Source organism: Enterobacter sp. WCHEn045836, from assembly GCF_003965585.1.
GTDB classification, from domain to species: Bacteria; Pseudomonadota; Gammaproteobacteria; order Enterobacterales; family Enterobacteriaceae; genus Enterobacter; species Enterobacter dissolvens.
The window spans coordinates 38,692-51,741 of sequence record NZ_RXPT01000024.1; the positions used below are offsets into that span (position 1 = coordinate 38,692).

Annotated in this window: 15 protein-coding genes; 3 read left to right on the forward strand and 12 right to left on the reverse strand. The window is 52.7% G+C overall.

Translation table 11 applies throughout. The features are described 5' to 3' along the window. Positions 1-134: 134 nt before the first annotated feature. Genes EKN38_RS23120 through EKN38_RS23130 form a run of 3 tightly spaced genes read right to left on the reverse strand, consistent with a single transcriptional unit; the run spans position 135 to position 3,441 of the window. The gene (locus EKN38_RS23120) at positions 135-2,144 is read right to left on the reverse strand and encodes a DNA topoisomerase III (RefSeq protein ID WP_048330707.1); all 2,010 of its coding nucleotides are present in this window, start codon (positions 2,142-2,144) and stop codon (positions 135-137) included. Between the two features lie 15 nt (positions 2,145-2,159). Beyond that, entirely contained in the window at positions 2,160-2,714 is a 555-nt protein-coding gene (locus tag EKN38_RS23125) for a hypothetical protein (RefSeq protein ID WP_032608279.1), read from the reverse strand. A gap of 1 nt (position 2,715) precedes the next feature. Further along, positions 2,716-3,441: a PFL_4669 family integrating conjugative element protein gene (locus tag EKN38_RS23130; RefSeq protein ID WP_126522886.1), complete on the reverse strand. Its 726-nt coding sequence runs from the start codon at positions 3,439-3,441 to the stop codon at positions 2,716-2,718. Positions 3,442-3,509: 68 nt separating this feature from the next. Between EKN38_RS23130 and EKN38_RS23135 the strand changes: the two genes are divergently transcribed. Beyond that, positions 3,510-3,710 carry a hypothetical protein gene (locus tag EKN38_RS23135; RefSeq protein WP_126522889.1) on the forward strand — a complete coding sequence of 67 codons (201 nt, stop codon included), beginning with the start codon at positions 3,510-3,512 and terminating at the stop codon, positions 3,708-3,710. On the opposite strand, the gene EKN38_RS23140 is transcribed toward EKN38_RS23135, so the two are convergent. From EKN38_RS23140 to EKN38_RS23180, 9 genes are all read right to left on the reverse strand, one after another. Beyond that, on the reverse strand, positions 3,697-4,935 hold the full coding sequence (locus tag EKN38_RS23140) for an STY4528 family pathogenicity island replication protein (RefSeq protein WP_048330708.1): 1,239 nt from the start codon (positions 4,933-4,935) through the stop codon (positions 3,697-3,699). The genes EKN38_RS23135 and EKN38_RS23140 overlap by 14 nt on opposite strands. A gap of 99 nt (positions 4,936-5,034) precedes the next feature. After that, entirely contained in the window at positions 5,035-5,283 is a 249-nt protein-coding gene (locus EKN38_RS23145) for a hypothetical protein (RefSeq protein WP_004115572.1), read from the reverse strand. Further along, on the reverse strand, positions 5,280-5,870 hold the full coding sequence (locus EKN38_RS23150) for a DUF2857 domain-containing protein (RefSeq protein ID WP_006777722.1): 591 nt from the start codon (positions 5,868-5,870) through the stop codon (positions 5,280-5,282). Before EKN38_RS23150 ends, EKN38_RS23145 begins: the two co-directional genes overlap by 4 nt. A gap of 6 nt (positions 5,871-5,876) precedes the next feature. Continuing rightward, a complete protein-coding gene (locus tag EKN38_RS23155; RefSeq protein ID WP_004115576.1) occupies positions 5,877-6,587 on the reverse strand; it encodes a DUF2786 domain-containing protein in 711 nt (236 codons plus the stop codon). Beyond that, the gene (locus tag EKN38_RS23160) at positions 6,580-8,280 is read right to left on the reverse strand and encodes a ParB family protein (RefSeq protein WP_126522892.1); all 1,701 of its coding nucleotides are present in this window, start codon (positions 8,278-8,280) and stop codon (positions 6,580-6,582) included. Before EKN38_RS23160 ends, EKN38_RS23155 begins: the two co-directional genes overlap by 8 nt. Continuing rightward, positions 8,277-9,647 (reverse strand): SPI-7-type island replicative DNA helicase, encoded by a 1,371-nt coding sequence (dnaB-PI, locus tag EKN38_RS23165; RefSeq protein WP_117108923.1) that lies wholly within the window; start codon positions 9,645-9,647, stop codon positions 8,277-8,279. Before dnaB-PI ends, EKN38_RS23160 begins: the two co-directional genes overlap by 4 nt. Then, positions 9,640-10,023: a hypothetical protein gene (locus EKN38_RS23170; protein WP_117108924.1), complete on the reverse strand. Its 384-nt coding sequence runs from the start codon at positions 10,021-10,023 to the stop codon at positions 9,640-9,642. The genes dnaB-PI and EKN38_RS23170 overlap by 8 nt, the downstream gene beginning before the upstream one ends. Beyond that, positions 10,020-10,892 carry a ParA family protein gene (locus EKN38_RS23175; RefSeq protein WP_117108925.1) on the reverse strand — a complete coding sequence of 291 codons (873 nt, stop codon included), beginning with the start codon at positions 10,890-10,892 and terminating at the stop codon, positions 10,020-10,022. The genes EKN38_RS23170 and EKN38_RS23175 overlap by 4 nt, the downstream gene beginning before the upstream one ends. 474 nt (positions 10,893-11,366) lie before the next feature. After that, positions 11,367-11,687, reverse strand: a complete 321-nt coding sequence (locus EKN38_RS23180; RefSeq protein WP_014830351.1) for a FaeA/PapI family transcriptional regulator — start codon at positions 11,685-11,687, stop codon at positions 11,367-11,369. Between the two features lie 168 nt (positions 11,688-11,855). On the opposite strand from EKN38_RS23180, the gene EKN38_RS23185 reads away from it, so the two are divergent. Both EKN38_RS23185 and EKN38_RS23190 read left to right on the forward strand, forming a co-directional pair. Continuing rightward, positions 11,856-12,584, forward strand: coding sequence for a transcriptional regulator (locus tag EKN38_RS23185; protein ID WP_014830350.1), 729 nt, complete (start codon positions 11,856-11,858; stop codon positions 12,582-12,584). Then, positions 12,577-13,044 (forward strand): FidL-like protein, encoded by a 468-nt coding sequence (locus EKN38_RS23190; protein ID WP_014830349.1) that lies wholly within the window; start codon positions 12,577-12,579, stop codon positions 13,042-13,044. The genes EKN38_RS23185 and EKN38_RS23190 overlap by 8 nt, the downstream gene beginning before the upstream one ends. Positions 13,045-13,050 lie beyond the last annotated feature (6 nt).

The window sequence follows — 13,050 nt, forward strand, 5'->3', positions numbered from 1 at the left end:
CCTGCTAGGGGTAAATCCCGTTAAAGTTTACCTTACAGCACCGTGGCCAGCGGGGCACCTATGCATCAAAGCCTGGCAACAATAGCAGAACCCGGCCCGGGGTTGTACAGTGAAATAGTTCAATACTGCGCGGATTATTCTGTTTTAGCCTTAACCGATGTTTTTTTACGCTTCGCTGCTTTCTTCTTACCTGTACTGATAATTCCCTCACAGTCCGGATAGCGTATGCACCCCCAAAAATCACCATTTTTACCTTTACGTTTACGCGTGGGTCCTTTGCATAACGGGCAGGGAGGCGTGACGGGAGCAGTAATTTTCACACTGTCCTGGCGGCCTTTTTCGACAAGGTGACGGGTCCACTGCAGCTGCTTTTGCATAAAGACCGCAAGCGACATTTTCCCCTGCGAAATATCATCCAGTGCCTGCTCCCATAATGCGGTCATGCCCGGGCTCGTCAGCGTTTCCGGCAGGGCCGCAATCAGCTCCCGGGCCATCTGCGTTGAGTGGATGTGCTTCCCTTTTTTCTCCAGATAGTGTCGTTTGAAGAGGGTTTCAAGCACAGCCGCACGCGTCGCCTCTGTGCCCAGACCGGCGTTATCACGCAGCACTTTCTTCAGCTTCGGGTCACTGACGAAACTGGCCGCGTTCTTCATGGCAGCAATCAGCGTCCCCTCCGTGAACGGTTTGGGCGGACTGGTTTTCATATCCTTAACCTCAGAACCGGTGACAGCGCAAATATCCCCTTTTGCCAGCGCCGGCAGCGCCATACTGTCACCGTCGACGTCCTCTTCATCGTCATCTTTTTCAGCCAGGAACAATGACTTCCAGCCCGTCACCACACCGACTTTCCCGCGTGTACGGAACAGCTGTCCACCGATATTGAAAGAGGCCTCCGTCACGTCAGATTCCTGCAGCGGAAGGAACTGGGCGAAATAATGCTGGCGAATTAGCTGGTAGACCTTCAGCTCATCGGCACTGAGGCGTGACAAATCAAATGCCTGTCGGGTGGGAATGATGGCATGGTGCGCGGTGATTTTTTTGTCATTCCAGACACGCGAGACAAACTGCCTGTCCAGCTGATTCAGTACCGGGGCCACAGCCGGATCGGATTTCGCCACTGCAGCCAGCACGTCGGATATTTCCTGCTGCATGGAAGTTGGCAGAAAACCGCAGTCTGTACGGGGGTAGGTGGTCGCTTTGTGGGTTTCGTAAAGTGACTGAGCAATGGCGAGCACATCATTTGCGCTCATGCCGAATTTTCGGGAACAGACCTGCTGAAGGGTGCCCAGGTCAAAACAGAGGGGTGCCGCCGTTTTCTCCCGCTTCTGTGTCACCTCCAGTACCGCAGCCCTGCCCTGCTGCTGACACAGCTGTCCCACCGCCCGGGCAGCCTGAGGATTGATGCAACGCTTTTCCTCATCACAGTACTGCTCAACGGGCACCCAGCCAGCCCGGAACCGGACGCCCTCTTTTTCAATAAGCGCATGTACCTGCCACCAGGGCTTTGGCACGAAGGACGTAATTTCATTATCCCGGTTAACCACCATGGCAAGCGTCGGCGTCTGTACCCGCCCGACGGACAGCACTTCTGACACCCCTGAGTCACGGGCTTTGAGAGTATAAAGGCGGGTCAGGTTCATACCGATGAGCCAGTCAGCCTGGCTCCGGCCCTTGCCGGCATCGTACAGCAGGGCTGTTTTTTCTCCGGGAAGAATATTGCCCAGTGCTTCCTTCACACTGGCCTCATCCAGGGCTGACAACCAGAGCCGGCGTACCGCGCCACTGTAGCGGCAGTATTCCAGCAGCTCACGCGCGATCACCTCGCCCTCGCGGTCGGCATCGGTGGCGATGACCACCTCAGAGGCCTTTTTGAGCAGCTTACTGATAACAGTGAACTGCGATTTTGTCTGCTCCTTGACGACCATTTCCCAGGTCTCAGGCAGCACAGGCAGGACATCGGCACGCCATGGCCTGCCATACTGCTCACCATAGGTTTCAGGGCTGGCAGTTTCGAGTAAATGGCCGACCGCCCAGGTCACAACGATGTTACCGCCGCTGATAAATCCCTGCTCACGCTTGCTGATACCCAGCACGCGGGCAATATCCTTTGCCTGTGATGGTTTTTCACACAGAAAGAGTTGCATGTGTTGCCTCCCGCATCAGCGTTTTTCACCCGCCGCAACAGCGCGGACATCATTCATCAGCTTCGTGACGCCGGACCCGGCCAGACGCTGTGATGATGATGAGCGATAGACAACATAGAGCCTGCTGCCGGACCCGTTTTTCTCGATTTCGATATCCAGGTGATCACGTTCGTTCCAGTCGGAGCCCATTTTGTAGTAACTGCCCGGCATGGCGTCCCAGACGGGATGCGCATCATCTTCAGCCGCCGCTTTCCAGTCCCCGTCATTTGCGGCCTGCCGCAGTGCCTCAAGCTCCTGCGTGGAGATAAATTTGTAATGGCGCTTCAGGCGGGCCGCCGCGGTATCCACATCGACCGGCACGGAGAACGTTTTATCGACGGACTTCATGGCCTGTTGCCCCGCCGGACTCATCAGCGGCATCCCGCCACTTTCTCCGCTGCTGTTGCCGCCCAACGTTTTTGTCAGGTTTGCGGCTGTGTCACTGACCTGTTTATTAATCGCAGCCCAGTCCGTTGTTGCGCATCCGCTCAGTAAAAAGAAGGAGGTGAGGAGGAACACAGGGCGAATCATATTATTCCTCCTCTGCTATGTTGTTTTTAAGCGGAGGTGAGAACGAAGAGCGTTTTTTACCGCTTAACACATCCGGATCAGGTTCGCCATTTCGCTCAATGGCAACAAGCCCTTGCGTGGTTTTTTCTGCAATATCACGGCGAGTCACTGCAAGTGTTCGGTAAGACTGAATCACGCCATAGACCTGACGAACAGCATGGCCACCATTGTCCAGGATAGTGTCACGTTGCGAACGCGAAATCAGTCCGTAATGAAAAGCCTGGAAAGCTTTCATTGCTAACTGATCATATCCAACCAGAAGCCATACGCACCGGTATCCTAACGGTGAACGGCTGAAAACGCTGACATTTAACGGATCGGCTGATTCAACTTCCGAGAGCGTTACCCCTTTGGGTACGGCTGACAATATGGCATCCAGTGAACTGACGTTTTCATTAATTTTAAGTGTTGCTCGTTGCAGGGCTTCTTCGAGCCGTACCAGAGCCATATCGGCATAGGGATTATCTGCCGCTGAGTCTCGGGAAGCATTACCAGCTCGCGCAATGGCTTGCGGCATGCTGATTATTTCAGGCCTCTTTTTTTTCACCCCTGTCTCGTCCGGAGCATCACGTTTCCTGCCCTCCCAAAGCCGGATTGCATAATGTGTATGGAGCAGGATATTAACAGAGGACTGTAGGGCCCCCGCTCGTGAAGCGGTTGTTCCGCCCTTTGTTTTACCATCAGACATGTCTAACGCCTCTCTTTAGTGGGTAATGAGTTTTGACACGCTTGAGATAGTCCGGGCGAGAGGGGTATATGAACAACTTAAAACCAGATCGTCACCATTACAAATTTGCAGGACCTTCATCTCTTTTATGGCGAAGAAATATTGCCTGGCTTTTAACCACTGTTGCCACTGGCAACAGCGCTCATTTTCTAGCCAGCATTTTTGCTGACAAAAGTGCAAGACTTCATGCGCCGCTTCCTGTAAAAATCTGCAATCTCATGAATTTATGATTTTTTCCCGAATTTTCTTCACCAGATCCCTGATATTTTCCTCCGATACCGGGCGGGCAGAGGCGCGTGGTTCGGGTTTCCATTGTTGCTGTTCGGGACGCTGAACTGTTTTTTGCCCGACACTGTCAGATATATCGCCACCCTGACGGGGCGCGTATAACCTGCCCTCACGCGCCTTCTTCATCACGGCCAGCAACCAGCCAACCGGGTTGCTGAGCTGCTGGCGTGCCATCACCTTTTGCAGGCTGAGCAGCACAAGTTGTGCCTGCTCCTCAGGTAACGCCTGCAGCTGTGCGGTCAGCATGGCAATATCTTCTGCCGGAACAAGTTCATGCAGACTGTCGGGAAGCACAGGTTTACCCGGTACGTACGTATTTTTATTCACACTGTGTGTGATACTACGTACGTAATGGTTCGGTTTCCGAACCCGGCCATAACTGCCTGTTTTTACTGGCAGTACGGATTCCGAACTCAGTGAGTTGTTATGCCTTTCTGGACTGAGTTCGGTATTCGAACCCTGTTTTTTAGCGGCGATTCCTGGCCGTTTATGACTGAGTTCGGTTTCCGAACCCGGTGCGGGACAGGGTATTCGATGATGATGTTTCGCCATCTGGCTGGGCGTCTGTGGGCGGTCCAGACGCGATTCGATCAGCGCAAGATGGCTGCGATAATGGCGCATGGTGGGGTCGTTTTTTATATCGTCGAGCACTTCGCGGGCGGTCTGGCTGATAGTCCGGTTTTTACTCAGGCAGGCATCCGCCACCGTATCAAGGAAGCGGGGGTCGAGCATTTCCGCATCGCTGAACGTCAGGGGCTCATCGTGCTGAGCATAGATATTCCCCCGCACCCGCCCTTTATCATCCCGCACGCGTTTACAGAGGCTGAGCCAGCCGGTTATTCGCAGCATAAGCAGGACGCGGCTTACCGTTTCCCTTGAGGCTTTCCCCTTTCCGGGTGAGGCAAGCTGCAGCTGCAGTTCGTCATAGCTGGGGAAAACCGCCCCCTCATTATTTTGTGCATACAGCCGGATCATCATCCAGCCCATCTTGTCCAGTGGTGACAACCGCGTGTCGAGCAACAGCCGGCGGGGAATGGAATCATGCACATTTCCGGTATACAGCAGGCCGTTACGTATCCTGCCATCATCCCGCCGGGGACTGGCCGCAAGGCGGGCATTCATTTTATCCAGCGTATAAGCAATCAGGCTTTCTGCAGGCAGACTCATTATTTTTCCTTTTCGGCCGCCATCACGGCCGTTCTGAACTGTCAGTATGCTTAGTACTGCACCCGCGTACGGGTGCAGGGTAAACAGGCTGTCATGCTGCTATTTCCGTATGGCGCTGTTATAGCGTTCGTGGCTGAGAAGAAGCCATGTCCGGCCTTCGTTGCGACTCAGCAGACGCCAGAACGGGCCGAGATCGATTTTGTAGTAACCGCAGCCTTTCTCATCGAGCCGGGTGTAATTACGCGCCCCCTGCCGGAAACGGCGAACCTGACGTAACGCCTTTTGACAGCATTGCGGCGGCGTACCATGGGGAGCCCGCAGGCCCGGCGCAACCATTCTGTATTTCATGCCGTCTTCCTTACCGGCGTTCGGGCCGGAGAAGGCTGCCGGGTCTTGTGCCAGCCACGGACGGCATGCCAGACCGACGTCAGCGAGACGTTCATCTGTTCTGCAGCCAGCATCATTACGTCCAGCCCGTCAGCACTTTCCGCGTCTTCAACGCCGGACTTTTGCCACTGACGCCACAGGGCGGCGTTTTCCTCATCACCCAGTGCGTTACCGCGCCCCGGCCGGACATCGATACCGGCAATGCGACGGCGGGCCGCCACGTCCGTACTGGAGAGCCCGAAGTAATTGGCCATCAGTTCAATGGAGCCGCCCAGCGCCAGCGCCCGATCGATACGCTGGAGTCGTTTCTGTTCCGTCCGGGCCTGCTGCAGCATGCGCACCAGATTGCCGTGATTGATGCCCACACTGATGATCGACACCTCACTGCCTGAAAGGTAGTGAAGCTCTTCGAGCGAGAGCCCCTGCAGCATCTGCATTTCCTCGCGGTTCAGTCCCAGCGATTCGCAGCGGCGGAGATAGCCACTTCTGAGATCCATAACCAGCTGCATCAATAATCCGTTTGCAGCCTGAGATAAACTGTTCATCATTCCCCCTTAATCCTGACGGTAACCAATGGCTGCCGGACCCCGGCCGCTGACACCCTGATGAAGACGGGCATTTTGTCCGGCTTCATACCCCTGATAACGTGCTGTATCCGCCCCGCGGCAGGCTTTCAGTTCACGGGTTGTGACTGTTTTCATACTGCGGCTTTCCAGCCAGTGACTCATCACCTGCTGCTCCTCGCTGCTGATGTCAGTTGCCGATATCACCTCACGCACCCCACATACCCAGCCGTCACGGAACTGCTCCGCTCTCGCCCGGCGTGTGGCCAGTTTCAGCCGCTTACTCTGGGTTTTGAGATAAGAATTTGTGGCATCTTTCAGCTGGCGCGTCAGCACATCAAAGGCATAGGCTGCTATCTCAGGTTTTTCACTGAATCCGTAAAAGGTTACCGAACGGCGATACCCGGCAGAGGTCTGACGCCATGAGTAATAAGCGCGGCAGCCAAAGGCATGACAGACGCCCCGGACAAGGGTCACCATCCATTCCGGAACTTTTTCAGCATCCGAAGGGGCCGTGCGGGAAGACGCCTCGCGCACAGATGTAAGACCGGCGTCAAGCTCGCTGATACCGTATCTGGCCATCAGCTTCTGGGCACGCTGTAGGGCCAGTCCTGCCTCATGGGCATTACTGTTGCTGCGGCCCAGCTTCAGCAGTTTCCTGACAAGATTCAGCAGTCGCAACTGTCGCTGTGAGTTATTCATCACTGTTATCCTCCCCGTACGTCAGACCACGTTGCAGCTCCCGAAGACGGCGCATAACGCGCATCAGGCGCAGCAGTTTCAGAGCATCTTCATCTGTCAGTGCAGGTGCTTCCCCGTCACCCGGGCCGCCGGTGAAAAGCTCCGGCAGACCACACACTCCTGCCGCAGGATGCAGCGCAGGCGCTTCGCCGGTCAGGCCCAGCAGAAATGCGGCGGCTTCAGAACACACCTCACCTGCCCCGACGTAACCGGCAGACATGTCGTTGTCGCGTTGAGGAAGAATTTCATCTTCGCAGCCAAGGACCTCACCCAGCTCCCAGGCCAGACGAAAAGCGGTATTCTGCAGGTGTTCAATATCGTCCTGATGGTCCGGCACATGCCAGATGCTGTCATGAGTCACCGGCGCGTCATCCTGCAGGACAACTTCAGGTTCTGGTGTTAAAAGAGAAAGCAGGCCATCCACCCCATTGTCCTCTTCTCCACCATTCTCTTCTCCGTACCCATCTGAGAGGGTAACCAGCCCGCTAACATCCCCGCTCTCACCTGAAATGACCGGCGCGGCACCGTACATATCTGGCTGAACCTCATGCCGGGGGGGCTCATTAATCGGTGTTTCAGAAGGAGAAGACGCATTACCCGGAACGGGCGTTACAGCCCCTCCTGAGACCTCAGGACGTGAACTGGAGACAGGTAGCGGGACGCCTTCACTCTCATCTGAGCCTGTGGTATGCAGGGCGTGATCAGCATTAACAGGCTTGTTTGCGGCGGGAAAGGCAACCGTCTCCGGCTCGCCAAAGTGATGTCTGCGGTTGCGTTCTTTAGGATCGAGTTCCATCATCCAGCGGTCATAGTCCAGTTCCGGATGGGGTAACGCCTGCAGTAAATCACCAATAAATTCATCGCGAAAAATCTCCAGAGACCACAGTTCCGGGGAGTTGAAACGGCCACAACACTGGCCAAAAACGTCGCTGAAGGATTTGTCGCCTGTGTCTGAAATCAGGCAAAACTCATCCCACACGCGTTCCGCATCATGCCGGAGCGCCAGCAGTGACGTTATTTGTGGCCTGCCAAGCCCGGACTCAAGCAGGTCTGGGATCCACGGATAAAGATATTTCAGCGCATCTTCCATACGGCTGACTGTTGAGTAATGGACTGGCAAACCTTCATGGGTCAGTAGCTCTGACAACTGACGCAACGAAACCGTCTTTCCCATCTGCTCTTCATATATAGAGCGGGCTTTGTGGATCCCCTGCGCTTTTTCAATAAAACTTAGCTCCCCGCGCACTTCATTCTCTGCCAGATGGCCAATAACACACTGCAGCCGTCCCGGCCACGGCTTGAACAACACATGGACGCGGAAAAACCGGTCTTCTCCGGTTTCCTGCCACAGTTCTGACAGGATCTGATAACGTGTATTACCCCCGTCGCTGAAGATGTACATATCGGGCTCACCATCCGGGTCACGGGTGACTTTGGGCACGGTGTCCAGCCCGCGCGAACGGATGGAAGCCTTGATATCGTCATAACGCGGATTGCGTGATGTTCGCGGATTATCAGGATTCGGGCTTAACTGGTCGAGCGTCAGGACCATGGGCATTTCAGCCGCCGGCATGACGCTGATATTGCCGGCCGCCTGCGACTGGCGTCCGGGCTGCAGCATGGCAGCCCCCACATTAGAACTTTTACGGCTCATGCCTGTTTCCTCCCGCTGCGGTAACCGAAGTCATAGCTGCCTTCCTGAAACTCCGAAAAGAGGGTGTAACGCCCGTCAAATTTGACTTTTACCGTGCCGGTTGGCCCCTGCCGCTGCTTGCCGACAATGATCTCAGCCACCCCGGCATCAGGGGTGCCGGGGTTATAAACCTCATCCCGGTAAATAAACATGATGAGGTCCGCATCCTGCTCCAGCGCACCGGAGTCACGCAGGTCACCATTATTGGGGCGTTTATCGGCCCGCTGCTCCACCAGGCGGTTGAGCTGGGAAAGCGCCAGTACCGGACAGCCCAGCTCTTTACCGAGCGCCTTAAGCGAGCGGGAAATTTCCGCTATTTCCTGCGTGCGGTTTTCCTGCTCGGGGGAGCGGACAAGCTGCAGATAGTCCAGCATGATGAGAGAGGGTCTGCCGTATTTGCGGACATAGCGTCGGGCGCGGGCGCGCAGTGTGGCCGGGGTCTGGTAACTGGTATCATCAATGATCAGACGGTTTTTCCACTCAATAATGCGACCGGTTGCCTCGGACACGCGAGCCCAGTCTTCATCATCCATGTTGCCGCTGCGAAGCCGGGACAGTTCCACCCGGCCTTCCATCGCCAGCAGGCGCATCATCAGCTGCTCTGAGGGCATTTCAAGACTGAACACAAAGACGTGATCGTCAGGTTTTGCGCTCACGGCCGCTGTGCAGGCGGCCATGGCCAGCGACGTTTTCCCCATGGAAGGACGGGCGGCCAGCAGGGCCAGATCGCCGGGCTGGAGACCACAGGTCATCGCGTCCAGTTCACTGAACCCTGTCGGTGTCCCGGTGAGGCCGTCACTGGCGGACATGCTTTCCAGTTGCGTCAGCAGTTTATCCAGCACCTCGTTAACACCGGTCTCACTGTTGAGCTGCATGGCTCCCTGTTCGGCAATGTTAAACAACTTACCTTCGGCCGACTCAAGAATGCCCGCCGAGCTGGCTTTCGGGGCCTGCACATCGGAAAGAAGACTGTTACCCACAGTCATCAGCTGCCGCAGGCGGCTTTTCTCCGCCACCACCCCGGCGTAAGCCAGGATATTGGCTGCAGACGGCGTGTTTTTACTCATTTCAGCCAGATAAGCAAAGCCGCCACACTGTTCAAGGTCGCCTCTGTTCTCCAGCCGTTCCGTAATAGTGATGAGATCCAGCGGTAGCCCTTCTCCGGCCAGCTCGGCCATGACGCGGAAGACCATACGGTGCGGCCGGGAAAACAAATCTTCCGGGGAGATTTGCAGTATCACCTCATCCCACCGGTCGTTATCAAGCATCAGGCCGCCTAATACAGCCTGCTCAGCCTCATAGGAACAGGGCATCATCATCTCAGTCATGACGCACCTCCTGCAGGGCACTGTCCAGCACTTCACGGAGACCCGGAGAAGCGACCAGAATCAGGGGTGTTGTATCATAAATTGTCCTCCTTCCATCCCAGCCACTCTCAAGCAACGGCATACCTGGCGGTACTTGTGTCCCAAGAGCTATATCGCGTAATTCTTTCTCATCACAGAGATTATGAAATTCGATACGTGCCGGCTTATCATCCCACTGACCTGCTTTACTGATACCCCATTCCTCTGCCAGCCGCTCGTAAATCCGCTCTTTCGCTTTTTCCCGATCGGGTGCATCGACAAAAACAAAAACCTCTTCCTGAAACTTAGAGGTGTTAATTGAATAAGCGACAGCCCGCCAGATTTGATTCCGATTCATACGCGAACCTCCCTGGAGAGAACATCGTCAAATCGATCTTTCCACTCAGGAAACAGCTCACAGGCAAGGTCGTGCATGGTAACGGCTGCGGCTGGACCTTTGCGGCGTGTTTTGTATTCCAGACGATGCACGGGCTGCTGCTTGACGTGCCCCAGTTTGAAAATATCCAGCCCCTCAATACGGGTATTGAGTAAACGATAAACGTCACGGTTGCCCAGTGCAGAGGCGTCGTAATGTTTTTCGTTAATGATGGCGGCAAGACCGTCCATTGCTTCACGGTCAAGCAGAGTGTTTTCGATACAGTTGACGAGAATGGAAATATCAGGAAGGCGGATACCGTAATTTTCATAGGTTTTCAGGCGGGTAAGCATATGAAGGGAGCCGCGGATAAATTCACGGACATCCGGAAGGATGGGTTTAACAACGCCCATCACATTACCGGTAGAGGACAGGAGGGAAAGCTCAGTCATAACGCCTGTTGCGCCTTTAGAATCCACAATAATGGCGTCATAACGGTTAAAGAAAGGATGCTGAAGTATGTTACGCAGGCGAAGACGGCCATCTGCAGCGTGGAGCATCGCGGTCGGCAACAGTTCGTCCGGGTCGTTAGAGTAGATGACATCGAGATTTTTTATGGCGGTCTGCGAAATGCATTGCGTATGGTCACTGACCATCTGCATCAGCAATTCATAAAGACCGAAAGGGGATTCATGCTCCAGCGCGAAGATACTGCTGGCTGTGGGCTGGGAATAGTCTGCATCCACAAGGAGGGTGTTCAGACCGGCATCGGCAAGAAAACCGGCAAGGTAAGCAGCAAACGTGGATTTGCCTTCTCCACCTTTGGGAGAAATAACGGGAAGTATTTTCATTTTGCACACTCTTTACAGTATGCAAATACGCCTGTTTACAAACTATTAACTTTGACTCAGGGATTGAAAATCCCCGTGTCCTTGGTTCGATTCCGAGTCCGGGCACCACTATTTAAAGAACCCAGCCTATGGCTGGGTTTTTGCTTTTCAGCGCCAAAACACCGGGGGGCATTCCCCTCAGATGACTTTCAACGTCAAACTATTCACGCTTCCTCATCTACTCTCCATGGCCCCTCGGTGCATGATTCACTCGAACGTAAAGCAGGGCATTCAGCTGCAATACAACAATATTATTTTGAATCAAAAAACATGGATTCATAAGTATTAATACAGAAACGTTAATACATTTACTGGGAATTTTCTTAAGGTCCCGCGAGATTATAATTAGTATTTTTCAAAAGTCTTAGATATATCTATTTGACTTCCGTGCCATTGTTGCAAATAAAAATACCCCTTGTTAGAATGCAAATGTAATTATGTCGCATCCTTTGACAAAAACCACTGATGATGCTTTTGCATTTTATCCCGTATAACCTGGCCATATTTTTCCAGCGGAAGAAGTAAGTGTCTAACTTTATAAATTGAAATACCGCAAAGATTGGCAAGCTCCCTCGTGGACAGTCCCTGCGTGCTATGATCTTTAAGTAAATTGAGAATCAACATTTGTTCCGGCCCTCTGATCATCGCCAGACCACTTATTCCCATTTCCGCCGCTAACATCTGCAGATTGTCGTGAGGTGCGTTGTAGCCTGGATGTACAGCCTCCGGGTTGTATGAACACAGTGAGAGTTTCATTGTCGACTCCTGAGTTTTGAAGGAGTTAGCAGTATGAAATCCCTTGATTCAACCAGCAACATTAGCTTCAAATGAAAGTAAAAACAGGGTTTTTATCTGGCTTTCATACTGTTTTATCAAAAACAGTCGGTATGTGAGAGAAAAGTAGGGCTTAGGGAGGAGAGGGATATGAGGTACGATATTGAGGGATTTATCACTTTTGATACGGAGGATGCATCTCTCCTTAATGTGCTTACCGGGGATTGCGTTGAATTATCTCAGACATCGACGCGTCTATTAGCAGAATTACTCAATCACCGCGGCGATATCCTGTCCAGAAGTGAAATTTTTCATTCCGTGTTTGATCAGTACGGCGCCAGAGCATCAAATAGTAACCTCAATCAATATATCTCAACGTTACGCAGAAATCTGAACGACCTGGGTGTGGAAAAAGAGATTATCACTACCGTTCCCCGCATTGGTTTTAAGATTGCAGATGATGTCATCATCCATAACGACCGCGAGTATCGTACCCCGTTCCTGGAAGAAAAAGCCTCAGAAGCCACGCGCAACCCCCCTCCTCCTTCGGTGTTTGAAAGGATAGCCCGAATAATCGCGCTAGGTATTGTGTCAATCCTTTTAGTAATAAGGCCTCACACCGTCGATTCAGGGAATAACGTACATAAAATAGTTGATGACCAATGCATCATTTTTACATCCCCCGCACTGTCACTATGGGATGTAAAAAATAGCTTTCATTTTACAACACAACCATTCGACTGTTCGCAGCCAAAAGAACTGTACCTTTACAAGAAGCAGATAAATGGAACCTTAGGTAACATTATACAATTGCTACTCGTTGAGTGTGATAACGGTAACTGCGAAAGTTTTTATTACAGAGAAAAAAACAATGTCTAAGCGCGTCTTTTTCCTGTTGCTCTGCCTCGCTCTCTTCCTGGCGGGGGGGATGTATTCATTTACCAGCCCCACTGTTTTCTCCTGCGAATCGCAATTTTCTGTCGTACAAAACATTAACGGAAAAAGTGTCCATGCTGAAGGGCTGATTTTTATCAACATGGCGAACGATCATATCCTCATGAATATCGATGGTTTACTCTCTCATGACAATAAAAACCAAATTATTTCGCGAACGCTCAAGATAAAATACAAAAAATTCAACCCCAGCGCGCATTTATATCAAGTCACGAGCGTTCGTACCCTGCGCGACAACACAGATAATATTGATGACACTGTCGCCATAAATTTATTATTTGGCAAAGGGCCAGACGACAAAATAATTTACCTCAATCAATTCAATAATAATACATTACTCTTTGGTAACCACACATTTCCGCAGTATGGTTGCAAACAAAAATAATTTGTG

Bases quoted from the DNA above. Each gene is read 5' to 3' on its own strand.
- EKN38_RS23150 (WP_006777722.1), bottom strand. From the start codon at position 5,870: ATGATGAACAGTTTATCTCAGGCTGCAAACGGATTATTGATGCAGCTG.
- EKN38_RS23175 (WP_117108925.1), bottom strand. From the start codon at position 10,892: ATGAAAATACTTCCCGTTATTTCTCCCAAAGGTGGAGAAGGCAAATCC.
- EKN38_RS23190 (WP_014830349.1), top strand. From the start codon at position 12,577: ATGTCTAAGCGCGTCTTTTTCCTGTTGCTCTGCCTCGCTCTCTTCCTG.
- EKN38_RS23135 (WP_126522889.1), top strand. From the start codon at position 3,510: ATGAACAACTTAAAACCAGATCGTCACCATTACAAATTTGCAGGACCT.
- dnaB-PI (WP_117108923.1), bottom strand. From the start codon at position 9,647: ATGACTGAGATGATGATGCCCTGTTCCTATGAGGCTGAGCAGGCTGTA.
- EKN38_RS23155 (WP_004115576.1), bottom strand. From the start codon at position 6,587: ATGAATAACTCACAGCGACAGTTGCGACTGCTGAATCTTGTCAGGAAA.
- EKN38_RS23130 (WP_126522886.1), bottom strand. From the start codon at position 3,441: ATGTCTGATGGTAAAACAAAGGGCGGAACAACCGCTTCACGAGCGGGG.
- EKN38_RS23145 (WP_004115572.1), bottom strand. From the start codon at position 5,283: ATGAAATACAGAATGGTTGCGCCGGGCCTGCGGGCTCCCCATGGTACG.
- EKN38_RS23160 (WP_126522892.1), bottom strand. From the start codon at position 8,280: ATGAGCCGTAAAAGTTCTAATGTGGGGGCTGCCATGCTGCAGCCCGGA.
- EKN38_RS23140 (WP_048330708.1), bottom strand. From the start codon at position 4,935: ATGAGTCTGCCTGCAGAAAGCCTGATTGCTTATACGCTGGATAAAATG.
- EKN38_RS23170 (WP_117108924.1), bottom strand. From the start codon at position 10,023: ATGAATCGGAATCAAATCTGGCGGGCTGTCGCTTATTCAATTAACACC.
- EKN38_RS23125 (WP_032608279.1), bottom strand. From the start codon at position 2,714: ATGATTCGCCCTGTGTTCCTCCTCACCTCCTTCTTTTTACTGAGCGGA.
- EKN38_RS23120 (WP_048330707.1), bottom strand. From the start codon at position 2,144: ATGCAACTCTTTCTGTGTGAAAAACCATCACAGGCAAAGGATATTGCC.
- EKN38_RS23180 (WP_014830351.1), bottom strand. From the start codon at position 11,687: ATGAAACTCTCACTGTGTTCATACAACCCGGAGGCTGTACATCCAGGC.
- EKN38_RS23185 (WP_014830350.1), top strand. From the start codon at position 11,856: ATGAGGTACGATATTGAGGGATTTATCACTTTTGATACGGAGGATGCA.